The organism is Nonomuraea glycinis (assembly GCF_035920485.1).
GTDB classification, from domain to species: domain Bacteria; phylum Actinomycetota; class Actinomycetes; order Streptosporangiales; family Streptosporangiaceae; genus Nonomuraea; species Nonomuraea glycinis.
Genome location: NZ_CP109166.1, coordinates 1,065,530 through 1,092,179, shown reverse-complemented (window position 1 = coordinate 1,092,179; position 26,650 = coordinate 1,065,530). Strand labels below are relative to the sequence as shown.

The 26,650-nt window shown below is 67.3% G+C and carries 24 protein-coding genes and 3 rRNA genes; 18 read left to right on the top strand and 9 right to left on the bottom strand.

Annotated elements, in window-relative coordinates:
* Positions 1-30: 30 nt before the first annotated feature.
* The gene (locus OHA68_RS05010; protein WP_327106551.1) at positions 31-498 is read left to right on the top strand and encodes a group II truncated hemoglobin; all 468 of its coding nucleotides are present in this window, start codon (positions 31-33) and stop codon (positions 496-498) included.
* A 23-nt stretch (positions 499-521) separates the two neighbouring features.
* On the opposite strand, the gene OHA68_RS05005 is transcribed toward OHA68_RS05010, so the two are convergent.
* Both OHA68_RS05005 and OHA68_RS05000 read right to left on the bottom strand, forming a co-directional pair.
* The gene (locus OHA68_RS05005) at positions 522-695 is read right to left on the bottom strand and encodes a hypothetical protein (RefSeq protein WP_225278283.1); all 174 of its coding nucleotides are present in this window, start codon (positions 693-695) and stop codon (positions 522-524) included.
* A gap of 216 nt (positions 696-911) precedes the next feature.
* Positions 912-1,310 (bottom strand): hypothetical protein, encoded by a 399-nt coding sequence (locus tag OHA68_RS05000; protein WP_327106550.1) that lies wholly within the window; start codon positions 1,308-1,310, stop codon positions 912-914.
* A 651-nt stretch (positions 1,311-1,961) separates the two neighbouring features.
* On the opposite strand from OHA68_RS05000, the gene OHA68_RS04995 reads away from it, so the two are divergent.
* The 3 genes from OHA68_RS04995 (at position 1,962) to rrf (ending at position 7,265) form a co-directional block, all read left to right on the top strand.
* Positions 1,962-3,483 (top strand): 16S ribosomal RNA (locus OHA68_RS04995).
* A gap of 376 nt (positions 3,484-3,859) precedes the next feature.
* A 23S ribosomal RNA gene (locus tag OHA68_RS04990) occupies positions 3,860-6,973 on the top strand.
* A gap of 175 nt (positions 6,974-7,148) precedes the next feature.
* Positions 7,149-7,265 (top strand): 5S ribosomal RNA (gene rrf / locus OHA68_RS04985).
* The 16S, 23S and 5S rRNA genes sit together here, the layout of an rRNA operon.
* Before the next feature lie 344 nt (positions 7,266-7,609).
* On the opposite strand, the gene OHA68_RS04980 is transcribed toward rrf, so the two are convergent.
* Positions 7,610-9,004 (bottom strand): outer membrane protein assembly factor BamB family protein, encoded by a 1,395-nt coding sequence (locus tag OHA68_RS04980; protein WP_327106549.1) that lies wholly within the window; start codon positions 9,002-9,004, stop codon positions 7,610-7,612.
* A 573-nt stretch (positions 9,005-9,577) separates the two neighbouring features.
* Positions 9,578-10,030, bottom strand: coding sequence for an Lrp/AsnC family transcriptional regulator (locus OHA68_RS04975; protein ID WP_225276878.1), 453 nt, complete (start codon positions 10,028-10,030; stop codon positions 9,578-9,580).
* Between the two features lie 127 nt (positions 10,031-10,157).
* On the opposite strand from OHA68_RS04975, the gene OHA68_RS04970 reads away from it, so the two are divergent.
* The 4 genes from OHA68_RS04970 to OHA68_RS04955 are packed head-to-tail and all read left to right on the top strand — an operon-like array spanning position 10,158 to position 13,313.
* Positions 10,158-11,048: a phenylalanine 4-monooxygenase gene (locus OHA68_RS04970; protein WP_327106548.1), complete on the top strand. Its 891-nt coding sequence runs from the start codon at positions 10,158-10,160 to the stop codon at positions 11,046-11,048.
* A 33-nt stretch (positions 11,049-11,081) separates the two neighbouring features.
* Positions 11,082-12,014 carry a serine hydrolase gene (locus OHA68_RS04965; RefSeq protein WP_327106547.1) on the top strand — a complete coding sequence of 311 codons (933 nt, stop codon included), beginning with the start codon at positions 11,082-11,084 and terminating at the stop codon, positions 12,012-12,014.
* An 18-nt stretch (positions 12,015-12,032) separates the two neighbouring features.
* Complete coding sequence (locus OHA68_RS04960; protein ID WP_327106546.1) at positions 12,033-12,518, top strand: low molecular weight protein-tyrosine-phosphatase; 486 nt, start codon at positions 12,033-12,035, stop codon at positions 12,516-12,518.
* 9 nt (positions 12,519-12,527) lie between these two features.
* The gene (locus tag OHA68_RS04955; RefSeq protein ID WP_327106545.1) at positions 12,528-13,313 is read left to right on the top strand and encodes a fructosamine kinase family protein; all 786 of its coding nucleotides are present in this window, start codon (positions 12,528-12,530) and stop codon (positions 13,311-13,313) included.
* Here OHA68_RS04955 and hisN read toward each other — a convergent pair.
* On the bottom strand, positions 13,291-14,085 hold the full coding sequence (hisN, locus tag OHA68_RS04950) for a histidinol-phosphatase (RefSeq protein WP_189136367.1): 795 nt from the start codon (positions 14,083-14,085) through the stop codon (positions 13,291-13,293). The genes OHA68_RS04955 and hisN overlap by 23 nt on opposite strands.
* 100 nt (positions 14,086-14,185) lie before the next feature.
* Between hisN and OHA68_RS04945 the strand changes: the two genes are divergently transcribed.
* The gene (locus OHA68_RS04945; protein WP_327106544.1) at positions 14,186-14,641 is read left to right on the top strand and encodes a DUF4442 domain-containing protein; all 456 of its coding nucleotides are present in this window, start codon (positions 14,186-14,188) and stop codon (positions 14,639-14,641) included.
* A 92-nt stretch (positions 14,642-14,733) separates the two neighbouring features.
* On the opposite strand, the gene rsgA is transcribed toward OHA68_RS04945, so the two are convergent.
* Positions 14,734-15,768, bottom strand: a complete 1,035-nt coding sequence (rsgA, locus tag OHA68_RS04940) for a ribosome small subunit-dependent GTPase A (protein WP_327109460.1) — start codon at positions 15,766-15,768, stop codon at positions 14,734-14,736.
* A gap of 34 nt (positions 15,769-15,802) precedes the next feature.
* Positions 15,803-17,083 (bottom strand): 3-phosphoshikimate 1-carboxyvinyltransferase, encoded by a 1,281-nt coding sequence (aroA, locus tag OHA68_RS04935; RefSeq protein ID WP_327106543.1) that lies wholly within the window; start codon positions 17,081-17,083, stop codon positions 15,803-15,805.
* Between the two features lie 82 nt (positions 17,084-17,165).
* Between aroA and OHA68_RS04930 the strand changes: the two genes are divergently transcribed.
* Both OHA68_RS04930 and OHA68_RS04925 read left to right on the top strand, forming a co-directional pair.
* Positions 17,166-17,912, top strand: a complete 747-nt coding sequence (locus OHA68_RS04930; RefSeq protein ID WP_327106542.1) for an SOS response-associated peptidase — start codon at positions 17,166-17,168, stop codon at positions 17,910-17,912.
* A 151-nt stretch (positions 17,913-18,063) separates the two neighbouring features.
* Positions 18,064-18,396: a TraR/DksA family transcriptional regulator gene (locus OHA68_RS04925; protein WP_189136371.1), complete on the top strand. Its 333-nt coding sequence runs from the start codon at positions 18,064-18,066 to the stop codon at positions 18,394-18,396.
* Here OHA68_RS04925 and OHA68_RS04920 read toward each other — a convergent pair.
* Positions 18,393-19,133, bottom strand: coding sequence for a class I SAM-dependent methyltransferase (locus OHA68_RS04920; RefSeq protein WP_189136372.1), 741 nt, complete (start codon positions 19,131-19,133; stop codon positions 18,393-18,395). The genes OHA68_RS04925 and OHA68_RS04920 overlap by 4 nt on opposite strands.
* A 232-nt stretch (positions 19,134-19,365) precedes the next feature.
* On the opposite strand from OHA68_RS04920, the gene OHA68_RS04915 reads away from it, so the two are divergent.
* From OHA68_RS04915 to OHA68_RS04890, 6 genes are all read left to right on the top strand, one after another.
* Complete coding sequence (locus OHA68_RS04915) at positions 19,366-19,971, top strand: sigma-70 family RNA polymerase sigma factor (protein WP_189136373.1); 606 nt, start codon at positions 19,366-19,368, stop codon at positions 19,969-19,971.
* The gene (gene rsrA, locus OHA68_RS04910) at positions 19,968-20,234 is read left to right on the top strand and encodes a mycothiol system anti-sigma-R factor (RefSeq protein WP_327106541.1); all 267 of its coding nucleotides are present in this window, start codon (positions 19,968-19,970) and stop codon (positions 20,232-20,234) included. Before OHA68_RS04915 ends, rsrA begins: the two co-directional genes overlap by 4 nt.
* 9 nt (positions 20,235-20,243) lie before the next feature.
* Entirely contained in the window at positions 20,244-21,182 is a 939-nt protein-coding gene (locus OHA68_RS04905; protein WP_327106540.1) for an NAD-dependent epimerase/dehydratase family protein, read from the top strand.
* A gap of 222 nt (positions 21,183-21,404) precedes the next feature.
* The gene (locus OHA68_RS04900) at positions 21,405-22,760 is read left to right on the top strand and encodes an HD-GYP domain-containing protein (protein WP_189136376.1); all 1,356 of its coding nucleotides are present in this window, start codon (positions 21,405-21,407) and stop codon (positions 22,758-22,760) included.
* Positions 22,757-24,016 (top strand): HD-GYP domain-containing protein, encoded by a 1,260-nt coding sequence (locus OHA68_RS04895; protein ID WP_327106539.1) that lies wholly within the window; start codon positions 22,757-22,759, stop codon positions 24,014-24,016. Before OHA68_RS04900 ends, OHA68_RS04895 begins: the two co-directional genes overlap by 4 nt.
* Positions 24,017-24,106: 90 nt before the next feature.
* On the top strand, positions 24,107-24,319 hold the full coding sequence (locus tag OHA68_RS04890; protein ID WP_189136378.1) for a biotin/lipoyl-binding carrier protein: 213 nt from the start codon (positions 24,107-24,109) through the stop codon (positions 24,317-24,319).
* Positions 24,320-24,411: 92 nt separating this feature from the next.
* Here the strand turns inward: OHA68_RS04890 and OHA68_RS04885 are convergent, their stop codons facing one another.
* A complete protein-coding gene (locus OHA68_RS04885) occupies positions 24,412-24,792 on the bottom strand; it encodes a thioesterase family protein (protein WP_327106538.1) in 381 nt (126 codons plus the stop codon).
* Between the two features lie 272 nt (positions 24,793-25,064).
* On the opposite strand from OHA68_RS04885, the gene OHA68_RS04880 reads away from it, so the two are divergent.
* Positions 25,065-26,648, top strand: a complete 1,584-nt coding sequence (locus OHA68_RS04880; RefSeq protein ID WP_327106537.1) for a protein kinase domain-containing protein — start codon at positions 25,065-25,067, stop codon at positions 26,646-26,648.
* Positions 26,649-26,650: the final 2 nt, after the last annotated feature.

Below are 26,650 nucleotides of genomic sequence, written 5' to 3'. Positions count from 1 at the left end.
CTGATTTATCAGGGCTGATTACATAATTACATGACTGATGAAGCGGTGCCGACGCTGTACGAGTGGGCGGGCGGCACGGACGCGTTGGAGCGGCTGACCGAGGTGTTCTACCGAGAGGTCAAGAAGGACGACCTCATCGGCCCGCTGTTCGCGCACATGGATCCGGGCCACCCGAAGTATGTGGCGATGTGGCTCGCGGAGGTGTTCGGCGGCCCCGCGCGCTACACCGACGAGCGTGGCGGATACGCGCACATGCTCGCGCACCACCTTGGCAAGGGCATCACCGAGCCGCAGCGCCGGCGGTGGGTGAGCCTGCTCATGGACGCGGCGGACGAGGTGGGGTTGCCGGACGACCCCGAGTTCAGGGCAGCCTTCTTCGGCTACGTCGAATGGGGGACCCGCCTCGCCCGGCAGAACTCCCAGCCCGGAGCCGAACCGCCGCCCCAGGCGCCGGTGCCGCACTGGGGATGGGGCGTGGCGCCGCCCTATATCCCGTAACCGTCTCGTACGGCTGACTCGGCTCAGGCCTTGCCGATCATCACCGCTGTCTTCCAGGCGGCCCACCCCAGCAGGAACAGTGCGAAGACCGCCTGGGCGACACGCATCCACGGGGCAGAGGTGACGTCCGCGTAGACCACGACACCGAGCCACATCAGGCCAAATATCCCGACCAGCGCGATGGCCGCCCAATTCATACCCCGATGCCACATATGCGCAGTCTTCCAGTCGCTTCATCAATGACGGGTATGTAGCAGGTCGTCATCGGGTCACTGGTGTGCCGCCACCTAGCCCCGTCCACCGGAAAGGCTTGCGTTGCCTCACCGGGGCGCGTCACCGGGAAGGCTGCGGGCGGCGCGTCACCTGGAGAGGCTGCGGGTGGGGCCCGATCTGGAAAAGCAGCTGGTGGGGCCTCATCTGGGCAGGCTGCGGGCAGCGCCGACGCAGCGGCGCAGGCGCATGTTGCGCGTACGGGCCGGCTTCGGCTGCTCCAAGCAGGCCAGAAGGGTGGCGGCGGTGCGGGCGTCGGCCAGGATCCGCTGGACCATCTCACCGTCGAGAGGGAGCTGGCCGTGCTCGGCGAGCTCGTGCTTGATGAAAGCCATGGGGTCGGGCGCTCCCGCGGCGTCCGCCGCGACCGTCGCTCGCGAGGCGGTGAGCAGACGCAGGTAGTGGGTCCGCAGGATGGCCTCGCGCGTACGGGCGTGCTCAAGGTCGTCGATCAGCATCCGGGCGATGGGCAGCAGGTCGTCGGCGCGGGTCGCGCTGTCGGCGAGAAAGGCGCGGATGTCGTCGAACTCCGAACGGGTCATAGCTGCCACCTCCGAGAGCACAGTCGGCTCATGGGTCCTTCGTACCCGGAGACGATTGCGGATGACTTGCTGACCACTTGCTCAGGGCCCGTCTGGTGACTCTCGCGGCATGTACCGACATGTAGCAGCTTGCCCCGGTAGGGGCGTCTGACGTTGCCAAGAGGGTGGAGAGGTTTGGGGGTTGCGTGGGAAGGGAAGGACCACGTGATTACCTCTGTGGGGCCGAGTTGGTCTTGAGGGCTGCTAGAGTTGCTCAGGCACGGGCGGCCAGGACTCGCAGAGTCCGGGAGATGCCCGGCAAACTCCACTCTCTTGCTTCGCATCACGATGGTCTCGACCACTCAAATGTATTGGTAAGTTAGAGGGGTTGTCCCGGAAGCGGGACGGTGGTTATTCCTGCAGGTCGAGCGGGTCCGGTCAATTTGACAGGGACTTGAACGGCTGACAGGATTAAGACATAACAGAACACGAAATGAGCGCCTCCGCCGCTCGGCCCTGATCAAGGGTTTGTGCGGGGATGTACGCGTCCGTTTCTTGAGAACTCAACAGTGTGTTAAAAGCCAGTGCATGATGCACAACCCCGTCATTTATGACGGATTCCTTTGGTTGACATTTTTGCGAATGTTGGCCGGGTGAAACCATTCCAAGCATTTTTTGGAGAGTTTGATCCTGGCTCAGGACGAACGCTGGCGGCGTGCTTAACACATGCAAGTCGAGCGGAAAGGCCCTTCGGGGTACTCGAGCGGCGAACGGGTGAGTAACACGTGAGTAACCTGCCCCTGACTCTGGGATAAGCCCGGGAAACTGGGTCTAATACCGGATATGACCGCCCCAGGCATCTGGTGGTGGTGGAAAGTTTTTTCGGTTGGGGATGGACTCGCGGCCTATCAGCTTGTTGGTGGGGTAATGGCCTACCAAGGCGACGACGGGTAGCCGGCCTGAGAGGGCGACCGGCCACACTGGGACTGAGACACGGCCCAGACTCCTACGGGAGGCAGCAGTGGGGAATATTGCGCAATGGGCGAAAGCCTGACGCAGCGACGCCGCGTGGGGGATGACGGCCTTCGGGTTGTAAACCTCTTTCAGCAGGGACGAAGTTGACGTGTACCTGCAGAAGAAGCGCCGGCTAACTACGTGCCAGCAGCCGCGGTAATACGTAGGGCGCAAGCGTTGTCCGGAATTATTGGGCGTAAAGAGCTCGTAGGTGGCTGGTCGCGTCTGCCGTGAAAGCCCGCAGCTTAACTGCGGGTCTGCGGTGGATACGGGCCGGCTAGAGGTAGGTAGGGGCAAGTGGAATTCCTGGTGTAGCGGTGAAATGCGCAGATATCAGGAGGAACACCGGTGGCGAAGGCGGCTTGCTGGGCCTTACCTGACGCTGAGGAGCGAAAGCGTGGGGAGCGAACAGGATTAGATACCCTGGTAGTCCACGCTGTAAACGTTGGGCGCTAGGTGTGGGGGTCTTCCACGATCTCCGTGCCGGAGCTAACGCATTAAGCGCCCCGCCTGGGGAGTACGGCCGCAAGGCTAAAACTCAAAGGAATTGACGGGGGCCCGCACAAGCGGCGGAGCATGTTGCTTAATTCGACGCAACGCGAAGAACCTTACCAAGGTTTGACATCACCCGGAAACGTGCAGAGATGTGCGCCTCTTCGGACTGGGTGACAGGTGGTGCATGGCTGTCGTCAGCTCGTGTCGTGAGATGTTGGGTTAAGTCCCGCAACGAGCGCAACCCTTGTTCCATGTTGCCAGCAACCTCTTCGGAGGGTTGGGGACTCATGGGAGACTGCCGGGGTCAACTCGGAGGAAGGTGGGGATGACGTCAAGTCATCATGCCCCTTATGTCTTGGGCTGCAAACATGCTACAATGGCCGGTACAGAGGGCTGCTAAGCCGTAAGGTGGAGCGAATCCCTAAAAGCCGGTCTCAGTTCGGATTGGGGTCTGCAACTCGACCCCATGAAGTCGGAGTCGCTAGTAATCGCAGATCAGCAACGCTGCGGTGAATACGTTCCCGGGCCTTGTACACACCGCCCGTCACGTCACGAAAGTCGGCAACACCCGAAGCCCGTGGCCCAACCAGCTTGCTGGGGGGAGCGGTCGAAGGTGGGGCTGGCGATTGGGACGAAGTCGTAACAAGGTAGCCGTACCGGAAGGTGCGGCTGGATCACCTCCTTTCTAAGGAGCATCGGTCCTGCTCGCAAGAGCCGGGCCTACGCTGTGACTGCGAGCGATCGTCTCGCACACGGCAGCTCATTAGTGGAGCACTGGCTATTCAATCGGTTCGGATTGCCGGATCGTTAGTACCGTCGCTGGTGACAGCGGAGGGGAACGCGGTTGCGGGGGTTCGGCTGGGTTGGACACACTGTTGGGTCCTGAGGGAACGGACCGGCGGGCCCGCTGAGGCGGGCTTGTTGTCTGTTACCACCTCATGCAGGGCCGACCTTCCGTCATACCGGTTCGATGCGATTCGTCGTGTTGGGTGTCTGGTGGTGGGTGGGGTTGGTTGCTGTTTGTTGTTTGAGATTTGCATAGTGGACGCGAGCATCTTTGTGGCCAAGTTTTTTAGGGCACACGGTGGATGCCTAGGCATCAGGAGCCGATGAAGGACGTGGGAGGCTGCGTTAAGCCTCGGGGAGTCGCCAACCAGACGTTGATCCGGGGATGTCCGAATGGGGAAACCTAGCACCAGTCATGTGGTGTTGCCTCCGCCTGAATGTATAGGGCGGTTGGTGGTAACGCGGGGAAGTGAAACATCTCAGTACCCGTAGGAAGAGAAAACAACAGTGATTCCGTGAGTAGTGGTGAGCGAAAGCGGATGAGGCTAAACCGGGCGTGTGTGATAGCCGGCAGGCGTTGCACGTCCGGGGTCGTGGGACCTTCTTGAAGGAGCTGCCGTTTCTTCGGACAGTAAAAAATCCATCTGATAGTCGAAGCCTCTGGGAAGGGGCGCCGTAGACCGTGAGAGTCGGGTAGACGAAATTGGATGGACTGTCGGAGGGGATCCCAAGTAGCACGGGGCCCGAGAAATCCTGTGTGAATCTGCCAGGACCACCTGGTAAGCCTAAATACTCCCTGATGACCGATAGTGCACGAGTACCGTGAGGGAAAGGTGAAAAGTGCCCCGGTGAGGGGTTGTGAAATAGTACCTGAAACCGTGTGCCTACAAGCCGTAGGAGCTTACGAGAATTTCGGTTCTCGTGTGATGTGACTGCGTGCCTTTTGAAGAATGAGCCTGCGAGTTATGGTGTGTGGCGAGGTTAACCCGTGTGGGGGAGCCGTAGCGAAAGCGAGTCTGAATAGGGCGTTTGAGTCGCATGCTGTAGACCCGAAGCGGAGTGATCTACGCATGGGCAGGTTGAAGCTCAGGTAAGACTGGGTGGAGGACCGAACCCACCAGGGTTGAAAACCTGGGGGATGACCTGTGTGTAGGGGTGAAAGGCCAATCAAACTCCGTGATAGCTGGTTCTCCCCGAAATGCATTTAGGTGCAGCGTCACGTGTTTCTTGCCGGAGGTAGAGCACTGGATGGCTAATGGGCCCGACAAGGTTACTGACGTCAGCCAAACTCCGAATGCCGGTAAGTGAGAGCGTGGCAGTGAGACTGCGGGCGATAAGGTTCGTAGTCGAGAGGGAAACAGCCCAGATCACCGACTAAGGCCCCTAAGCGTGTGCTAAGTGGGAAAGGATGTGGAGTCGCAGAGACAACCAGGAGGTTGGCTTAGAAGCAGCCACCCTTGAAAGAGTGCGTAATAGCTCACTGGTCAAGTGATTCCGCGCCGACAATGTAGCGGGGCTCAAGTACACCGCCGAAGTCGTGGCATTCATCATCTCTTTCGGGGGGTGGTGGATGGGTAGGGGAGCGTCGTGCAGCCGGTGAAGCGGCAGAGTGATCTAGTCGTGGAGGCTGTGCGAGTGAGAATGCAGGCATGAGTAGCGAATCGAGGGTGAGAAACCCTCGCGCCGGATGACCAAGGGTTCCTGGGCCAGGCTAATCCGCCCAGGGTAAGTCGGGACCTAAGGCGAGGCCGACAGGCGTAGTCGATGGACAACGGGTTGATATTCCCGTACCCGCTTTAACGCGCCCATACTGAACCTCGTGATGCTAAGAGTCCTTAACTCGCCTAAAGCCTTCGGGCTTGGGGTCAGAGTGAACGCTCGGTCCGATCGGGTAGTAGGTAAGCGATGGGGTGACGCAGGAAGGTAGTCCAGCCCAGGCGATGGTAGTCCTGGGGTAAGCATGTAGGGAGTGGGGTAGGCAAATCCGCCCCGCATTAATCCTGAGATGTGATGCCGAGCCGATTGTGGTGAAGTGGATGATCCTATGCTGCCGAGAAAAGCCTCTAGCGAGTGTTGTGGCGGCCCGTACCCTAAACCGACTCAGGTGGTCAGGTAGAGAATACCAAGGCGATCGGGTGAACTGTGGTTAAGGAACTCGGCAAATTGCCCCCGTAACTTCGGGAGAAGGGGGACCTCTGCTGGTGATCGGACTTGCTCTGTGAGCTGGTGGTGGTCGCAGTGGCCAGGGGGAAGCGACTGTTTACTAAAAACACAGGTCCGTGCGAAGTCGTAAGACGATGTATACGGACTGACGCCTGCCCGGTGCCGGAACGTTAAGGGGACCGCTTAGCCAACGCAAGTTGGCGAAGGTGAGAACTTAAGCGCCGGTAAACGGCGGTGGTAACTATAACCATCCTAAGGTAGCGAAATTCCTTGTCGGGTAAGTTCCGACCTGCACGAATGGCGTAACGACTTCCCCGCTGTCTCAACCACAGACCCGGCGAAATTGCACTACGAGTAAAGATGCTCGTTACGCGCAGCAGGACGGAAAGACCCCGGGACCTTCACTACAGCTTGACATTGGCGTTTGGAACGTCTTGTGTAGGATAGGTGGGAGACTGGGAAGCTGTCACGCTAGTGATGGTGGAGTCATTGGTGAAATACCACTCTGGTCGTTTTGAACGTCTAACTCTGGTCCGTGATCCGGATCGGGGACAGTGTCTGGTGGGTAGTTTAACTGGGGCGGTTGCCTCCTAAAGAGTAACGGAGGCGCCCAAAGGTTCCCTCAGCCTGGTTGGCAATCAGGTGTTGAGTGTAAGTGCACAAGGGAGCTTGACTGTGAGACTGACGGGTCGAGCAGGAGCGAAAGCTGGGACTAGTGATCCGGCATCGGCATGTGGAAGCGGTGTCGCTCAACGGCTAAAAGGTACCCCGGGGATAACAGGCTGATCTTCCCCAAGAGTCCATATCGACGGGATGGTTTGGCACCTCGATGTCGGCTCGTCGCATCCTGGGGCTGGAGTAGGTCCCAAGGGTTGGGCTGTTCGCCCATTAAAGCGGTACGCGAGCTGGGTTTAGAACGTCGCGAGACAGTTCGGTCCCTATCCGCTGCGCGCGCAGGAGACTTGAAAGGAGCTGTCCCTAGTACGAGAGGACCGGGACGGACGAACCTCTGGTGTGCCAGTTGTACCGCCAGGTGCACGGCTGGTTGGCTACGTTCGGAAGGGATAACCGCTGAAAGCATCTAAGCGGGAAGCTCGCCTTGAGATGAGGTCTCCCACCATGAGAGTGGGTAAGGCTCCCGGTAGACGACCGGGTTGATAGGCCGGAGGTGGAAGCACGGTAACGTGTGGAGCTGACCGGTACTAATAGGCCGAGGACTTGACCACAAAGCTTTTGCTTCTTGTTGGTGTGTGCTGCGTTCTGTACTCTTCGCCGGGTCCGGAACAGCGCCGCACTGTGAGAAGGCATCTTGCTCGCGTCCACTACGCAATTCTGAGACAACAAGCAGCTGTCTCAGTCGGCTGGAAGGCTGGCTGGTGTTGTTTGTGTGTTTCGCAGGGTTACGGCGGTTATGGCGGGAAGGAAACACCCGGTTACATTCCGAACCCGGAAGTTAAGCTTCTCTGCGCCGATGGTACTGCACTCGGGAGGGTGTGGGAGAGTAGGTCACCGCCGGACAATCTTTCAGGTAGGGCCCCGACATGTGTCGGGGCCCTACCTGCATTTCTGGGGCTTTTCGCCGCCGGCCAGTCGGCTTGCAAGGGGTTCCACGTCTCACGTGTGTGAGGGCTTGGAGGAGGGGGTTTTCACGCCTAGGACGGTGTGAGGACCCCCTTTTTTTGTTGTTGTGACGGGGTGCCGAATGCGCCCGGGCTATATGGGCTCAGCGGGTACTGCGCTGGTAGCGCCTTGTACAGACATAGGACCCGTCCTGAACAGCCAGACGCGGCGATCGGGGATGCTTGGCGGCTGGCTGAGTGAACAGTCCTTCGGCCTGGGGCGGGCAGGCGGTGGGGTGGAGGTCACGATGCGGTGGTGATGATGTAGCTGACTGCTTTGTGGCCGTACGCTGCGGACCATGGGAGGGTGATCACTGTGCCGGCGCGTTCGAACACCTTGGCTCGCCTCCCCTCACCGGCGTACTCCAGTGGGAGCTTTGCCACCTCATGGGCCTTGCCGGTGGCAGCGTCCAGACGAACCAGGCGGGGTGCGACGGTGTGCCGTTCGCCTGCTTCCAGGGTCAGGAGGCCCTGGTCGTCGGCGCGAATGTAGGTGAGCATCACGTCCTGGGTTGCCGACGACTCCCAGAGCCGCCGACCGGTCTTGAGGTCGAAGGCGAGTGCGGTGTTCTTGGTGCCTCCGGTTCTGGCCGTTTTCTCGGAGGAGGTGGTCAGATAGAGGCGGTCGCCGTGGATCGCGTAGCGACGCTGTTCGAGCACGCCTTCGACGAAGACGACGCCGTTCTGGGTGAGGAGGTCCACCCGGCCCGTGGTGAACTCGCTCACCTTGCCGGCGGCCGCGAAGTGGGTGAAGACGTTCTTGCCGTTGATCTCGCGTTGGATGACGATCGGCTTGGCCGACAGGACGGCTCGCTGCAGTGGGAGCTCGCCGATCGGGAAATTGCCGGCGACGTCGCCCGTTCTCGGGTGGATGACCTGGACGCTGTTCTTCTTGGGGGAGCCGCAGTTGACGAGCGCGACCACGCGGCCGGGGCCGGCGTTGGCGTCATCGAGGTGACACTTGTTCGGCATGGGCTTGGCCCATTGCCGGCCGCCGTCGGAGAGGCGGTAGGCGGTCAGGGTGTCGTCCGTTTCGACGATGATCATGCCGTTGGTGGACATCAGGCCGGGGACCATGAGACCGGCCTGAGTGCTCGCCTTCCTGGTCGGGATCTCGATCCGCCAGGTGATCTTGCCGGTGGCCGCGTCGATGCCGGCCAGGTGGTCGCACACCTTCTCGGTGCCGTACGCGAACGCGCCCTTGCCCTCGAACAGGTCGGGGGTGGCGCCGCATACGTGCTCACCCGGTGGGGGCGTGCGCCAGGCCTGTTCGCCGGACTTGAGCTCGTACGCCAGCACGCCTTCCTTCTGCGCCCTGATGACGGTCGTGTCCGTCAGCCAGCTCGCGAACGCCATACCGGTGCTGAAGTCCGTCCCGCCGGCCCCGGGTAGGGGCACCGACCAGTTGGACGCCGTCGGCGTTTCCGGCTCGCCGGCCTGGAGGTTGGTGGGGGACAAGGTGCTCGGTCGCGCGACGAACCACCACGTGGTGAGGCCGGCGGCCAGAAGGACCACCAGGCTGAGCGCGACGATGAGCACGATCTTGGTCGTCCCACGCGCCTTCCGCGGTGCGGCGGCATCGCCGAACGCCTGCGGCGTCGCCGCAGGCCACGCCCCCTGCCCGTACGGGTTCCCCATCGGCTGCGCCGGGCTGTACGAGGGGCCGCTTCCGGCAGGGGCGGGCGGTCCGTACGAGGGGCCGCTTCCGGCCGGGACCGATAGGCCGTAGGAAGGGCCGCTTCCGGTATCAACCGGTGGACCGTACGAGGGGCCGCTTCCGGCAGGGGCCGGTGGGCCGTATGGGGGGTCGCTTCCGGAGGAGGCGGATGGAGCGTACGGGTTGACCGTCGGGGGTGAGAGGTCGCGTCCAGCCGAGGGCGGTGGGGATGGCTGGCCGTACGGGATTCCGGCTGGGCCCTGTGTCGGGGCGTAGGGGTTCCTGCTCGGCGGGGGAGCGGGCGGGTTGTACGGGATGTCGCTCTGGGGGGTGGGGGTTTGGCCGTAGGGGGCGGCGGATGGTGTCCACGGCTGGTGGTTCTGGGGTGGGCCCCAGGTGGGGGCAGGCGTGGAGACGGGCCCGGGAAGGGGCTCGGGCGCAGGACTGGACGGAGGTCCGAGGGGGTGGTCAGTCATGGTTTCGATGGAGACGCCGGTGGCGGGCCGACGTCACGCTATGCCCTAATAGTCCGTTAAATGATCGAGGGGATGCTATCAGCGGGCCAGCAGCAGGGGCTCGATTCGGTAAGGGATCTGCGTCGACAGGGCGATCGTGGAGTCGGTGCGCCGCACCGCCGGTGAGGTCAGGATGTGGGCGATGATCTCCTGCAGGTGGTCGGTGCTCTGCGCGACGACCCGGCAGAGCAGATCGTGCTGGCCGCTGGTCCCGTGCACCTCCAGAATCTGCGGTACGTCACGCAGTGCCTCCACGGCCTCGGCCAGCCGCCCCTGGGCGATCTGCAGCCAGACGAACGCCTGGATCGGATACCCGACCCGGGCCGGGGAGACGGTCGGCCCGAAGTCCTCGATCACGCCGGCGGCCATGAGCTTGTCGACCCGAGCCTGTACGGTGCCGCGGGCGACGCCGAGCAGCCGGGCGAGCTCGGTCAGCCCGACGCGAGGATGGGCGCGCATGGTCACGAGCAACCGAGCGTCGAGATCGTCCACGGTGCCCCTCTCTCGCGATGTGCGATTCGTACAGGAAAGCGGGAGTATGCCGTACGGAAATGAGCGTATCGTGCAGGGAAAGTGCGCGCTCTTGCCAGGGATCGGGAGAGTTGCTGTCATCTGAGACATGTTCGAGGAAGCACAGTACTTCGCCCCGATCGCTACGCAGGACGATGGGTCGGTGGTGGTCGAGCTGGCCACGTCCCATCCGGGCTTCGCGGACCCGGTCTACCGGGCTCGGCGGAACGCGATCGCGGGGCTGGCGGTCAACCATCGGCCCGGGACGCCCATCCCGGTCGCCGAGTACGTCGAGCGGGAGCACGAGGTCTGGGCGCTGGTCACCAAGGAGCTGGCGGCCAAGCACGCCGCCTACGCCACGGCCGAGTACCTCGGCGGCGTCGCCAGGCTCGGGCTGCCGCGGACGCGCATCCCGCAACTCCAGGAGGTCAGCGAGCTGCTGGAGCCGCTGACCGGGTTCCGGTATCTGCCGGCCGCGGGGCTGGTGCCGTTGCGGGACTTCTATGGGGTGCTGGCCGACGGGTATTTCCACTCGACGCAGTACATCCGCCACCATTCCGTGCCGTTCTATACGCCGGAGCCCGACGTGGTGCACGAGGTGATCGGGCATGCCAACGCGCTGGCCAGTGACCGTTACGCCGCGCTCTACCGGCTGGCGGGGGAGGCGGCGCGGCGGGTGGAGGGGGACGCGGCGCTGGAGTTCGTCTCCAAGGTGTTCTGGTTCACGCTGGAGTTCGGGGTGATGCTGGACGGCGGCGAGCTGAGGGCGTACGGGGCGGGCATCCTGTCGTCGTACGGCGAGATCGAGGAGTTCCGGAGCATGGAGGACATCCGGCCGCTGGACCTGACCATGATGGGGACGACTCACTACGACATCACGAAATATCAGGATGTGCTGTTCCGGGCCGACTCGCTGCAGCATCTGGAGGACGTGGTGGGCGACTTCTGGGCCACCTGCGACGACGACTCGATCGCCGAACTCATGGCCACGCATCCCTAGCGAGGCGTGGTGATCTTTCGTGATAATTCATGAATGATCGCGGGTCGGGGCCGCGCGTTGCGGCGTTTGACCATGGCCATCGCCGTGCTGTCGTGCCTGGCCATGTCCACGCTCGCGGAGCGGCCACCCATCCCCCCGGCCAGGGTCCCCGCGTCGGCCGAGGCGCTCGGCCCGCCCGTCGTGGCGGGGCTTCGGCTGAGCGTCCCGTCGGAGCGGGCCGTCCCCCGGATCATCCCCAAGAAGATCACCCAGCGCCTGGACCGCTATCTCGCGACCCGTCCGGGACGGGTCACCGCCATGGTCACGGATCTGACGACCAGCCGCAGCTACCGCTACCACGACGACGAGCGGATGATCACCGCCAGCGCCGCCAAGGCGCAGATTCTCATGGCCCTGCTGCTGAAGACCCCGTGGCGGGATCTCCCGGCGGCCGTCAGGCGCGACGCCGAGTCGATGATCCGCTACAGCGACAACCACGCCGCCGACCGGCTCTGGCTGCGGATCGGCGGCGCGCCCGGGTTCACCGAGACGGGCGAGCAGCTGGGCCTGCGCCACACGCGCGGCGTCCCGGGCGCCTGCGTGGACCTTTACTGCTGGGGCATCACCAAGACCTCCGCGCAGGACCAGATCCGGCTCATGCGGGCGCTCGTGTCGCCCGGCAGCCCGCTGCCCGCCAAGGCTCGCCGGCGGGTGCTCGGGCTCATGGGCGAGGTGGTCGACGGGCAGGACTGGGGCATCAGTGTCGCGAGGTGCGCGGGCGACCGGGTGGCGCTGAAGAACGGGTGGCTGAGGCGTGTGTCCGACAAGCGCTGGGCCGTCGCCAGTGTCGGGCTGGTCCGGGGGCACGGCCAGGCCTTCGCGATCGCCGTACTGACCGAAGGCAGTGCGAACGTGGCGACCGGCATCGCGACCGTCGAGGGCGTCACCGAGCGCGCCATGCGATCGTTTCGGAAATGTCCCAGGTGAGACCCCATGATGGAGGGCATGACTTCTGTGACGTACCGCGTATGTGTCGTGTGCATGGGAAACATCTGCCGCTCGCCCATGGCCGAGATGGTGCTCCGCAAGGTGCTCGCCGATCATGGGCTGGCCGCGCGGGTCGCGGTGGAGAGCGCCGGCACCGGTGGCTGGCACATCGGTGGGCCGATGGACGAGCGGGCCCTGCGCATCCTGGCCGAGCACGGCTATGACGGTTCCGAGCACAACGCCAGGCAGTTCACCGCCGACTGGTTCGACCGCTACGACCTGGTTCTGGCCATGGACCGCGACAACCAGGCGTTCCTGCGTCGGCTGGCCCCCGCCGGGGTGGAGGTGCGGCTGTTCCGCTCCTTCGACCCGGACGCGCCGGCCGGCGCCGAGGTGCCCGACCCCTACTACGGCGGCGACGAGGGCTTCGAGGAGGTCCTCACGCTGGTCGAGACCGCCGCCGAGGGCGTGGCCGAACACATCGCCGACGAGCTGAGCCGGTGAGATGGACCGGTGAAGTGGACCGATGAGCTCGGTACGTCCCACGGCCGGCGGCTGCGGCGGGGCGTGCTCGCCGACGGGCGCGAGGTCTTCGCCAAGATCGGAGAGGACTCGCCGGTGTTCGCCGCCGAGGCCGCCGGGCTGCGGTGGCTCGGCGAGGCGATCGCCGTGCCGGAGGTGATCGAGGCCGCCGATGACCGGCTCGTGCTGTCGTGGGTGAGTGAGGAGCCGCCCACCGCCGCCGCGGCCGAACGCTTCGGCCGCGACCTGGCCCGCCTGCACCGGGCCGGCGCGCCCGCCTACGGCGCGCCCTGGCCCGGCTTCATCGCCGACCTGCCGATGAGCAACGCGCCCGCGGAGGACTGGCCGGCCTTCTACGCCTCCCGCCGCGTTCTCCCGTTCGTACGGCGAGCGCGGCTGCCCGCGCGAGACGTTCAGCTGATCGAGCGGGCCGTCGAGCGGTTCGGTGAGGTGGCGGGGGAGCCGGAGCCGCCCGCCCGCATCCACGGCGACCTGTGGAGCGGCAACCTGCTCTGGTCCGGCGGCACCGGCGTGCTCGTCGACCCGGCGGCGCACGGCGGCCACCGTGAGACGGATCTGGCCATGCTGGCGCTGTTCGGTGCCCCGCACCTGGACCGCATACTCGGCGCCTACCGGCAGGAGGCGCCGCTCGCGGACGGCTGGCGGGAGCGGGTGCCGCTGCACCAGCTGCATCCGCTGCTCGTGCACGTGGTGCTCTTCGGTGCGAGCTACCGGGACAGCCTGATGGCCGCGGTCACTCGGGTGCTGGCGCTGTGAGCCGCCTGAGCACCTCGTCGTGCAGGATGCCGTTGGTGCAGACCAGGCTGCCGCCCTCCAGGCCGTTGACGCCCGCGACGTCGGTCCAGGTGCCGCCGGCCTCCTGGACGATCACGGTGAGCGCCGCCATGTCCCACGGGGACAGCTCCGGCTCGGCCGACAGGTCCACCGAGCCCTCGGCCACCATCATGTGCGACCAGAAGTCGCCGTAGGCCCGGGTGCGCCAGCAGGCGCGGCTCAGGTCCAGGAAGTTGTCCAGGCGGCCGGTCTTCTCCCAGCCGCCGAAGCTGGAGTAGGAGAAGGAGGCGTCGCTCAGGCTGGAGACCGACGAGACCCGCATCCGGGTCGCCTTGGTCAGGCTCCTGCCGGTCCACGCGCCGCCCTCGGTGGAGGCCCACCAGCGACGCCCGAGCGCGGGGGCCGACACGACGCCGACGACGACCTTGCCGTACTCCATCAGCGCGATCAGCGTCGCCCAGACGGGCACGCCGCGCACGTAGTTCTTGGTGCCGTCGATGGGGTCGACGACCCACGACCTGGCGCCCCAGCCGGTCTTGCCGAACTCCTCGCCGACGACCGCGTCCCGTGGCCTGGCACGGCGCAGCGTCCCCCGGATCGTCTCCTCGACGGCCCGGTCCGCGTCGCTGACCGGCGTCAGGTCCGGCTTGGTCTCGACCTTGAGGTCGACCGCCTTGAAGCGCCGCATGGTCAGATCATCGGCGGCATCCGCCATGACATGCGCGAGGCGTAGATCATCGGTGTAACCGTGCACGAACAGTCACGCTACCGTGCCGGGTATGCCGAGCATCAGTCGCCCGGCGTGTCTTTTCGGGTAAGTCCGCTTCCGGTTACTCCCCAGTAGCATGGGCGGCATGTCCCTAGACGCCGGAGAACTCCTGCTCCAGACCGTGCCCTTCGCCCGCACCCTCGGCATCGTCTTCGACTCCGCCGGCGACGGCCGCGCCATCTGCCGGCTGCCTGACCGGGCGGATCTGCACAACCATGTGGCGGGGCCGCACGCGGGCGCGCTGTTCACCCTGGCCGAGTCCGCCTCGGGCGCCGCCATGCTCGCCGCCTTCGGCGACCAGCTCAGCCGCGCGGTGCCGCTCGCCACCACGTCCACCGTCCGCTATCACAAGCTCGCCCTGGGGGAGCTGACGGCCGAGGCCCGGCTGCCGGCCTCGCGCGAGGAGCGTGCGCAGGTGGTGGCGAAGCTGGACGCGGGCGGGCGGCCGGAGTTCGACGTGGAGGTGGAGGTCAGGAACGCCGACGGCGTCGTGGTCGCCACGCTCACCGTCGGCTGGACCCTGCGGCCCAACCGGACCTGATCCCAGGGGTCCGGTGTGCCGTCGCGACCGGGTCTGATCCCAGGGGGTCGGTCGTCCGGCGTGCTGTCGCGACCGGGTCTGATCCCAGGGGGTCAGTCGTCCGGTGTGCCGTCGCGACTGGCCAGCAGGCGGCGCAGGGACTCCAGGCGGGTGGGGTCGGCGTGGCCCTGGCGTACCCAGTCGTCGAGGGCGCATTCGGCGGCCAGGTGGGTGCAGCCCTTGGGGCAGTGGACCGTGCCTTCGATCAGGTCGGGGAAGCCCGCCAGGACCGTCTCCACCGACACGTGCGCCAGGCCGAAGCTGCGCACCCCCGGTGTGTCGATGATCCAGCCGCCCTCGGGCAGCGCCAGCGCCACGGCCGAGGTGGAGGTGTGGCGACCCCGGCCGGTGACCGCGTTGACCTGCGAGACCGCCCGGTTGGCGTCCGGCACCAGGGCGTTGACCAGGGTCGACTTGCCGACGCCCGAATGGCCGACCAGCACGCTGATGCGGCCGGTGAGGTGGGCGCGCAGCTCGTCCAGCGTGCCGCCCTTGTGCACGACGACGTGCTCGACGCCGAGTGGCTCGTAGAGCGCCACGAGGTCGTCGGGCGCGGCCAGGTCGGACTTGGTGAGGCAGAGCAGGGCGTCGATCTCGGCGTCGAAGGCGGCCACCAGGATCCGGTCGATCATGCGCGGGCGCGGCTGCGGGTCGGCCAGGGCGGTCACGATGACCAACTGGTCGGCGTTGGCCACGACGGGACGCTCGATGCCGTCGGTGTCCTCGGTGTCGTCGGCGGAGCGGCGCAGCATCGACGTGCGCGGCTCCACCCTGACCACCCTGGCTAGGCTGTCCGGCTCGCCGGAGACGTCGCCGACCAGGGCGACCCGGTCTCCCACGACGATGCCCTTGCGGCCCAGCTCGCGCGCCTTCATGGCGACGACCAGACGGGGCTCCTGCTGCCTGCGCTTGGCGGCCGAGCCCTTGGCGCGCTCGGGCTCGATCAGCGTGGTGTAGCGGCCGCGGTCGACCGCCACCACGAACCCCTGCACGGCGTCCTCATGCGCAGGCCGGATGCGGGTCCGCGGCCTGGAGCCCTTGCCCGGCCTGACCCGTACGTCGTCCTCGTCGTACTCCCGCTTTCTCAGCGGTCCGCTCCCCTGAACTCAAAGCCCTGACCGGTCATCGGGCGGCCAGCATCGACGCCCACATCGCCGCGAACTCCGGGAGTGTCTTACCCGTGGTCGCGATGTTCTCCACCTCGATGCCGCGCACCGCGAGGCCGAGCACCGCGCCCGCGGTGGCCATGCGGTGGTCGTCGTAGCTGTGGAAGGTGCCGCCGTGCAGTGGACGCGGCCGGACGAGGAGGCCGTCGTCCGTCTCCTCCGCGTCGCCGCCGAGGCGGTTGATCTCGGTGACGAGCGCGGTCAGCCGGTCGGTCTCGTGGCCGCGCAGGTGGGCGACGCCCCTGATCCGGCTCGGCGAGCCGGCCAGCGCGGCCAGCACGGCGATCGTCGGCGTCAGCTCGCCGACCTCGTGCAGGTCGGCGTCGATCCCGGTGATCTCGCCGGTGCCGCTGACCACGAGATCGGCCGTCCCGCCGGCCCGGCCGACCGTGGCGCCCATGTCGGTGAGCAGGCCGCGCAGGGCGTCACCCGCCTGGGTGGTCTCCAGCGGCCAGTCGGGGACGGTGACCGTGCCGCCCGTGACCAGGGCGGCGGCCAGGAAGGGGGCGGCGTTGGACAGGTCGGGCTCGACCACCCAGTCCCTGGCGGCTATCGGGCCGGGCTCGACCCGCCAGACGTCCGGCTCGGTGTCGTCGACCGCGACCCCGGCCGTGCGCAGCATGTGGATCGTCATCCTGATGTGCGGCTGGGACGGGACGGGCGGGCCGACGTGGCGGATCGTGACGCCCTTGGCGAACCGGGCGGCCGTCAGCAGCAGGCCCGAGACGAACTGCGAGGAGGCCGAGGCGTCGAGGGTGACCTCGCCGCCGGTGAGCGGGCCGTGCACGGTGAACGGCAGGGCGTCGCCGTCGACCCGGGCGCCCAGCGCGCGCAGGGCGTCCAGAATGGGGCCCATCGGGCGCTTGCGGGCGTGCGGGTCACCGTCGAAGGAGACCGGGCCGTCGGCCAGCGCGGCCATCGGCGGGACGAACCGCATCACCGTGCCGGCCAGGCCCGCGTCGACGGCCGCGCCGCCGCGGATCTCGCCCGGCCGCACCTGCCAGTCGACGCTGGAGCTGGTCTCGGCCAGCGGCGTGAGGGTGGTGCCCAGCGCGCGCAGCGCCGCGACCATCAGATCGGCGTCCCGGCTGCGCAGCGCCTGGCGTACGACACCAGGGCCGTCGGCGAGTGCGGCGAGCAGCAGCGCGCGGTTGGTCACCGACTTGGATCCGGGCAGCGAGACGGATGCCACGATCGGTCCGGTGGCGACGGGGGCGGGCCAGTGCTCGTTGGACATGCTCGAAGTTTACTGGCCAGGGTGCGGCAGGGGGTCACGGCGAGATCGCGCATGCGAAAGGCGTACATGGCAGTGTGGTGCCATGTGCGGTAGATATGCCTCGGCGCGTGACAAGCACCAGCTCCTCGAGGAGTTCCAGGTGGAGCTCGACGGCGACCCGGACAAGGAGCTCGGCCCCGACTACAACGTGGCGCCCACCAAGAACGTCTACGCCGTGCTCAGCCGCGTGCCCAAGGAGGCCGAGCGGGCGGTGCGGCAGTTGCGGGTGGTGAAGTGGGGGCTGGTGCCGGCCTGGGCGAAGGACCCGTCGGTCGGTTCACGCATGATCAACGCCAGGATCGAGACGGTGGCGGAGAAGCCCTCCTACCGTCAGGCGTTCGCCAAGCGGCGGTGCCTGCTCCCGGCGGACGGCTATTTCGAGTGGATGCCGGTCGAAGGCGACAAGAAGAAGAAACAGCCGTACTTCATCCACCCGGCGGACGGCGGGGTGCTCGCGATGGCCGGGCTGTACGAGTTCTGGAAGGACCCCGGGCGCGAGGATGACGATCCGCTGAAGTGGCTGGTGACCTGCACGGTGATCACCACGGACGCGGAGGACGATCTCGGGCGGATCCATGACCGGATGCCGATGATGATCGAGCCGGAGCGGTGGGCCGAGTGGCTCGATCCGAAACTCACCGACACCAAGCTGGCCTCGGGGCTGCTGGTGCCCGCGCAGCCCGGCAGGCTGACCGCCGACCCGGTCAGCACCGACGTCAACAATGTCCGGAACAATGGCCCGGACCTGATCAAACCATTGTCTCCGGAAGACGACAGCGGCCTTTTCTGAGGTGTAAACGGCACGCTAAGTGGGCATCCGGTGAGGAAAGCGGTGCATCCGTTCACTCGGAGTCACCGCCATATATGCCCCCTTTGCGCCGGGCGGGATCACCGGGGACTTCCGCCGCGGGCTGCCCTCATCCTCCCGGAGGTGCGGATTCGTGGACGTCACGACCGCTCGCGAGCGGCTGTCAGACATGCTTTCTGAGCTGGACCGATCGATCGGGGTGCTCCAGGGTGACCCGGTCTCGGTCCGTGACCGGTCGGCGGCCGACGCGGGCTCCGACCTGACGGACACCGACCGCGCCCAGGCCATGCTGGTCGTGGCGACGACCCAGCGCAGAGCCGTGCTGGACGCGCTCAAGCGCCTTGAGGAAGGCGCTTACGGCGAGTGCGTCGACTGCTGCAGGCCGGTGCCCGAGGGCCGCCTGGAGGCGCGGCCAGAGGCGGCCAGGTGCGTGCAGTGCCAGGGCAAGCGGGAGCGCCGCCGCTAGCTCTTGCGGGCGCTGGCCACCAGGTGGATGCCCACCGTGTCGTCGTCGTCCGGATGCGCCTCGAGCTCGGTGCGGACCAGGTAGGACATCGTCCTGGTGTCGGAGCCGAGCACGTGATCGACCGTCGAGGGGGACAGCACCGTACGGGGCCGCATCCACTCCACCTCCAGCCCGGCGCCCGCCAGCAACTCGCGCAGTTGCCCGCTGCTGAAGCAGCGGGTGATGCTGCCGTCTGGCCAGGGCACCAGCATGACCTCGCCCGTCTGCCGCAGGTGCTGCCACTGCTCCTGCTCGGCCAGGATCGCCATGCCGAGCACCAGGGAGTCGACGCACACCAGGGCCCGGCCGCCAGGCTTGAGCACCCGGGCCACGTCGCTCATCGCCGACTCGGCCATCAGCTCGATCGACATCGCCCGCTCCTCGGCGACCACCGCGTCGACGCTCTCGTCAGGCAGGAACGACAGGTCGTCGGCACGTACGTGGCGGACCAGGTCGGCGTCGTGCAACCGGCTCGGCCCCTCGGCGGCGCGGCGGAAGTCGAGCACCTCGATCACGCGGTGCCCGGCCCGTGCCGCCTGGCTCGACCAGTGCCCGCGGCCGCCGGACAGGTCGAGGACGACGGACGGCGTGCCGGGCAACCACCTGCTGAGTTGTTCGGCGACGACGGCGCGGTAGAAGGTCCAGTACGGCCCCAGCGTCCCTGAGCCGTTGAGTTCCTCGGCCGGAATGGGCAGCACGCGCGACTCCTGGGTTCCGGAAATGGCTACCAGCCGGTACGTATGGTTTTCCCCGCACCGGGTTGTTCGTCACCTTCTATCTTGCGGGAACAGACGAAGGCGCGGGCGTGTTGCGACGAGCATGCTCACATTGCTCGAACACCTCCCCAGTGACCGGGTGGTCGCTGACAAGCGGGTATTCTCCCCTGAGTACGGTGTCCCGCCACAGCCGGCCACCGGTGATCTTAGGGGGGTGGGTCCGGTGCCCGCGACAGGCGCGGAGACTCTGGAGCAGCGGAGCGACCGATTCGAGCGCGACGTCATGCCGTTTCTCGAACAGCTTTACTCTGCGGCGCTCCGGATGACCCGGAACCCCGCTGACGCGGAGGACCTGCTGCAGGAGACCTTCGCCAAGGCGTTCGCGTCGTTCCACCAGTTCCAGGAAGGCACCAATCTCAAGGCCTGGCTCTACCGGATCCTGACGAACACCTTCATCAACAGTTATCGCAAGAAGCAGCGTGAGCCCAAGCAGTCCGGCACCGAGGAGATCGAGGACTGGCAGCTCGCGCGGGCTGAGTCGCACACTTCGAGCGGCCTGAAGTCCGCCGAGGTCGAGGCACTTGACCACCTGCCCGACGGAGACGTCAAGGAAGCACTCGCGGCACTGCCTGAGGAGTTCAGGATCGCGGTCTACCTCGCCGACGTCGAGGGCTTTCCGTACAAGGAGATCGCCGAGATCATGGGGACTCCCATCGGCACCGTGATGTCGAGGCTGCACCGTGGGCGCAGGCAGTTGCGCAGCCACCTGGAGGACTACGCTCGTGAGCGTGGCCTGGTCCCGACGGAGGGATCCAAATGAGCTGTGGCAAGCCGCACGAGACCGACTGTCGTGAGGTCCTCGACAAGGTCTACGCCTATCTCGACGGCGAGTTGACCGAGCACGACGTGTCGCACATCCGCGTGCATCTCGACGAGTGCAGCCCGTGCCTGCAGGAATACGACCTGGACAAGGCGATCAAGGCGCTGGTGGCCAAGAAGTGCGGCTGCGATCCGGTCCCCGAGGACCTGCGCGCCAAAGTGCTCGCCCGCATCGCGCGGGTAAGGTCGGAGTTGGCCGACTAGGATTCCCCCATGCGCTTGCTTGTCACCGGGGGTGCCGGGTTCATCGGGTCTCATCTCGTCGATCGCATGCTCGCCGACGGGCACGAGGTCGTGGCGGTGGACGATCTGTCCTCCGGGAGCCGCGACAACCTGGCGGGAGCCCTGCAGAGCGACCGGTTCACCCTGCATGAGCTGGACATCCGCGATCCCGCGCTGATCCGGCTGACCGCCGAGCTGCGTCCCGAGGTCGTCTTCCACCTCGCCGCGCAGATCAGCGTGCGCAGGAGCGTGGCCGATCCGGTGCACGACGCCAGGATCAACGTCGAGGGCACCGCCGCGACGCTGGTCGCCGCCTGTGAGGGCAGCGCGCGCAAGGTCGTGTTCGCCTCGTCCGTCGCCACCTACGGCAGGCCGACCACGATCCCGGTGCCGGGTGACGCCCCCACCGACCCGCGCTCGCCGTACGCCGCCTCCAAGCTGAGCGCCGAGACCTACCTCGCGATGTTCCGCGCCCTGCACGGGATCGAGTACACCACCCTCGTCCTGTCCAACGTCTACGGCCCGCGCCAGTCGCCCGACGGCGAGGCGGGCGTGGTCTCCATCTTCACCGACGCCCTGCTCGCCGGCACCCCCACGGTCCTGTACGGCGACGGCACCCAGACCCGCGACTACGTCTACGTGGACGACGTGGTCGACGGCCTCGTCCGGGCCGGCGGGTCCGAGGGCAACGGCCGCAGGTTCAACCTCGGCACCGGCATCCAGACCACCGACCGCAGGCTGCACTCGCTGATCGCCGACGCCGCCGGCGCCCCCGACAAGCCGGGCTTCGCCCAGCCGCGCGAGGGCGACCTGCCGGCGATGGCGGTCGACCCGGTGCCCGCCAACGAAGGGCTCGGCTGGGAGCCGCGCGTCGACCTGTCCACCGGCGTGAAGCTCACCGCCGAATGGGCCCGGAGTCGCCCCAGGTAGTTGGTTGATTACGCTTTGCTTGCGATTCTCGACTCCGCCCATGTGATCGTGCCTTCTTCTGTAGCGTGAGCGCAGAAGTAGACGTGGAGGCGTGGATGTTGAAGGCTATGATCGCCCGGTTGTTCACGGCCGCCGTGCTCATCACCCCGGTGATCCTGGTGCTGGCGGGCGGGACCGCACCGCCCGGGGTTTCCTGGACCTGAGTGCTGGTGGGGGGCCGCAATGCGTGATCTGCCGTGGCCCGCGAGGGTTTACCTGCTCGCCGTCATCGGCGCGGCGGCGGCCCTCATCGGGCGCAGTCTGATCACCTCCGGCAGCCTGGTGGCGCCGGAGAATCTCGATGTACTGCTCGTGCTCGTCCTGCTGTTCCTGGTGTGCGAGTCGATGCCGACGCTGCTCAACGTGGAGCAGTTCGCGGTGTCGGTCAGCTTCTCGGCGGCGCTGGCCGCGGTGGTGCTCATCGGGCCGGATGGGGCGGCGCTGGTGGGCCTGACGGCGGTGCTGAGCGTGCGCCCCGGGCTGCCGCTCATCAAACGGGTGTTCAACGGCGCGCAGTTCGCCATCTGCGGCTACGCGGCCGGTGGCGTCTATGTCTGGCTCGGTGGCGCCGTCGGCGTGCCGAAGGTCAACGCCTTCGACGATCTCATCGGCCCCTACGCCGCGGCCACCGCCGTGTTCGTGCCGCTCAACATCCTGCTCACGCTCACCATGATCAGGCTGGCCGCCAACGTCAGCGCCCTGGAGGTGCCGCTGCGCGGGCTGGCCCAGTTCCTGCTGTCCTATCTGGGCTACGGGACGTTCGGGCTGCTGGTGGCCGGGCTCTGGGCGACCGTGCAGTCCATCTCGGCGGTGCTCGTGCTGTTGCCGCTGTTCGTGGCCCGCTGGGCGTTCGGCCAGTATCACGCGCAGCAGCGCTCCTACGACGCCACCATCGCGGCCCTGTGCCAGGCGGTGGAGACCAAGGACTACTACACCAGGGGTCACTGCACCCGCGTCTCGCTCGGCTCCTCCATGATCGCGCACGAGGTGGGCATGGGGATGGAGCGGCTGCGGGCCATCCGCTACGCCGGCATGCTGCACGACGTGGGCAAGCTCGGTGTGCCCACCAAGGTGCTGCAGAAGGACGGGCCGCTGACCGAGGAGGAGTTCGCCGCGATCCAGCTCCACCCGATGCGCGGGCTGGAGATCGTGCAGGGGATCGACTTCCTGGACGAGGCGTTCGCCGGGATCATGCACCATCACGAGCGGCACGACGGCAGGGGCTACCCGATGGGGCTGGCCGCCGACGAGATCCCGGAGTTCGCCCGGATCATCGCCGTGGCCGACGCGTTCGACTCGATGACCTCCGACCGCGCCTACCGTGGCGCCCGGCCCATCGAGGTGGCCGTCGAGGAGTTGCGCAAGGGCGCGGGCACGCACTTCGACCCGGTGATGGTCGAGGCGTTCATGCGGGCGCTGGAGCGCGAGCCGTGGCAGCCGCCGCGCCGCGTCGAGCCGCCGCCTCCCGAGGGCCCTGACACCCTCACCAAGGACCACGACGACCCGACCATGCCCATCGAAGTGGTGACGGGGCCGTGACGCGCTCCTACCAGCGGTTCGGGGCCGCACAACTGCTGCTCATCTGCGCGGCCGCCCTGATCGCCACCGCCGGGATCGCCTACACCTGCGCCGTGGGCCTGGACCGGCCGGAGATCGCCGTCGGGTTCGGCGCGCTCATCGCGGCCGGGGAGCTCGCCAGGCTGACGATGCCGGGCAACCGGGAGGTGGCGCCCGTCGGCGCCGCCGCGGCGCTCGGATACACCCTGCTGCTCGACCTCAGTCAGGCCCCGCTGCGGCACTCGGCGCTCCAGGTGGTGGCCGTGATCGCCGTCGGGATGTTCGCCGGCGCGCTGCCGCACCTGGCGGTCGGCCGCCCGCCCCGGCTGGACGCGATGGCCCGCCGCCTGCTCACCGGCGCCCTGCTCGCCTTCGCCTTCCGCCCGCTCGCCGATCCCCTCTTCAAGGCCACACAGGGGCAGCTGGGCACCTGGTGGCCGGCGCTCGGGGTGATGGTGGTGCTCATCAGCCTCACCCTGCTGATCGACGTGCTCATCGCCGCCCTGCTCCGGGCCGAGCAACTGCGCACCGCCTTCAGGGTGGCGGTGCGCGACGAGCTCAACGTCGCCTTCCCGCTCGGCGCCGCCGTCGCCTCCTCGGGCATGCTGCTGGCCCTGGCCACGCACAGCATGGACCTGGTGGCCCTGCTGGTCTTCGCGGCCCCGCTGCTCGTCACCCAGGTGGCCTTCCGCAAGTACGCCGGCATCCGCGCCACCTACCTGCAGACGGTTCGCGCCCTGTCCCGGGTCACCGAGGTCGGCGGCTACGTCGAGCCAGGCCACTCGCGCCGGGTCAGCCGCCTGGCGGTGGCGATCGGCAGGGAGCAGGGCATGGCCGAGCCGGAGCTCCTGGAGCTGGAGTACGCCGCGCTCATGCACGACATCGGCCAGCTCTCGCTGCGCGACCCGATTCCCGGCGGCGCGACCGTGCTGACCGACCCGGAGCAGGCCCGCCGCATCGCCGAGCTGGGCGCCGAGGTGATCAGGCAGACGGGGGTGCTCGACCGGGTCGCCGATCTGGTCAGCCGCCAGTGCGACGAGATGAGCGATGACCCGCCGCAGTCGAGCCGCATCATCAAGGTCGCCAACGCCTACGACGACCTGCTCGGCGGCTCGACCGACCGCGACCGGGCGGGGGCCGCGCTGGAGCGGCTCAGGCTGGGCGCGGGCACGGCCTACGATCCCGTCGCCATCGAGGCCCTGGCCCGGGTCGCCGACCGCCCGTCGCACCGGCGCTAGAGGCGGCGCCGCGGCCCCTGTGCAGGGCCGTGGATCCCTGGCACGATCGCCACGGAAGAGACGGTCGGATCAGTACCCAAGGGAGTCGGGATGGCTGAGGTCCACGCCGAGATGGTGGCGAACGTGTGGAAGGTCGTCGTCCAGGAGGGTGACGAGGTCTCCGAAGGCGACACGCTGGTCATTCTCGAGTCGATGAAGATGGAGATCCCGGTGCTCGCCGAGGACGCCGGCGTAGTGGTCCAGCTCAAGGTGACCGAGGGCGAGGTGATCCAGGAGGGTCACCTGATCGCGGTCATCGAGTAGTGAGGTGATCCTGGAGGGTCATCTGATCGCGGTCATCGGGTGGCCGCCGGTAAGAAACCGGTCGAGTGGCGCACGCGAGGAATTGGTCTCGGTCAGCGGGTGGTGCGGGCGAGGAAGCGGTCGCGGTTCACCACGATCCGTTCGATCGTGCCGCGGGCGACGACGGCGTGCGTGTCCTGGGCCTGGAAGGCGAAGGTCAGCCGTCTGCCGTCGACTCCGGTGAGCTCGGCGCCGATCTCCACGTGGGTGCCGATCGGGCTGGCGGCCAGGTGTTCGAGCTCGATCCGGGTGCCGACCGAGGTCTCACCCGGCGCCAGGACCTGGCCGAGGGCCCGCACGGTGGCCTGCTCGGCCAGCGCCAGCAGCCGGGGCGTGGCCAGCACCGGGACATCGCCGCTGCCGATCTTCTCGGCCGTGTCCTCCCGCTCCACCATGATGAGCAGCTTGGCACGAAGACCCGGCGCGAGCGTCATGACGTCAGCCTAGTGCGGGTACCGGGGTCGGCCGCGTGGCGCGCACCCGGTACGGTGCTGTGATCTCACAGAAAACCGGGACAAGTGTGGTCGCCAGGCCGCAGGATAGGGTTTGTACGGCTTGTGGCAATTGTGTGGCATGTGAGGACAGTGGGCCGTACACTCTCGGAGTTCCGTGACCTCTGTGTTATCTCACCGCGACACAAGTCCGCTTGGTTGGAGAACCCTGGGGTGGGAGAGGTTCTAGAGGTAGAGGGGTAGCGGGGGAAGTCATGGTGGCCCAAGGGACGACGCTGGCGGGGCGGTATCGCCTGGATACCCGCATCGGCGCCGGTGGCATGGGCGAGGTCTGGCGCGGAGAGGACACGGTCCTCGCGCGGACCGTCGCCGTCAAGGTGCTGCTCCCGGGGCGCATGCAGGACCCGGGGTTCCTCGCGCGCTTCCAGGCGGAAGCCAGAGCGATGGCGACGATCAACCACCCCGGTGTGGTGGACGTCTACGACTACGGCGTCAGCGGCGACACCGTTTATCTGGTGATGAAGTTCGTCGACGGGGAGCCGCTCGACCGGTTATTGACCCGGCTCGGCAGGATCTCGCCGCAGCCCGCGATGGAGTTGATCGCGCAGGCGGCCTCGGCCCTGCAGGCCGTGCACGACCAGGGGATCGTGCACCGCGACGTGAAGCCGGGCAACCTGCTGGTGCAGCGCGACGGCACGCTGGTCATCACCGACTTCGGCATCGCCAGGTCCGATCTGGCCAACCGGCTCACCGACGCCGGCATGGTGCTCGGCACCGCCGCCTACTGCGCGCCCGAGCAGGCCGAGGGCGCGCCGGTCACGCCCGCCGTGGACATCTACGCGCTGGGCGTGGTGGCCTACGAGTGCCTGGCGGGGCAGCGGCCGTTCGATGGTGACAGCCCTGTCACCATCGCGCTCAAGCACATCCGCGAGGCGCCCCCGGCGCTGCCGGGCGACATCCCGCCGCCGGTGCGGGCGCTGGTGGAGCGCGCGCTGTCCAAGGACCCGGCCAGGCGCTTCCCGAGTGCCTCGGCGATGAGCGACACGGCTCGCAGGGTGGCCGCCGGTGACCCCTCGGTGGAGGTCGCCCTCCCGCCGGCGACGGGCGCCACGATGGCGCCGCCGCCGCAGGCGGCCTACCAGACCGGTGCGATGCAGGCGGCGCCCGAGGTCACCACGGTGGCCGGGCCGCGGCAGGGCAGTCGGCGCGCGAGCAAGGCCCCCCGCCGGGGCGGGCTGATCGCGGGCCTGGCCGCCGCGGTGGTGCTCGGGCTGGGCGCCGGCGCGGTCGCGCTGACCAACATGAGCGCGGAAGGCGCCCCGACCGTCGAGGCGGGCGCGGATTCGTCGGTGTCCGCGTCGGTGTCCGCCGGCCCGAAGGACACCGCCGAGCCCGAGGAGCCGACGCGGGAGCCGACCAAGAGGCCGCCGACCCGCCCCACGCCCACCCGGGAGCTGTCGGTCGGCAACAGGATGACGCCGACTCCCTCGGAGGACGAGCCCAAGGACGACGAGACCACCTCTCCCTCCCCCAAGCCCTCCAAGACGCCCACCCCGACGCCGACTCCGACGCCGAAGCTGAAGCGGGAGGTGCCTTACGTGGTCGACGTGCCCTACTTGCAGGCCCGAGCGCTGATCGCGAAGGCCGGGTTCAAGCTCGACGCCGACGACCAGACCCATGGCGAGGTGGAGCAGTCCTGCCTCAAGATCGGCCAGAGCTGGCCGGACGGCGGCGAGATGCTCGAGATGGGCAAGACGGTGCGGGTCGTCCTCATTCCGATGGTGCCGTGCAGCGCGCCCACCCCGAGCGTGACGGTGACCACCAACGTCAAGCAGTAGCG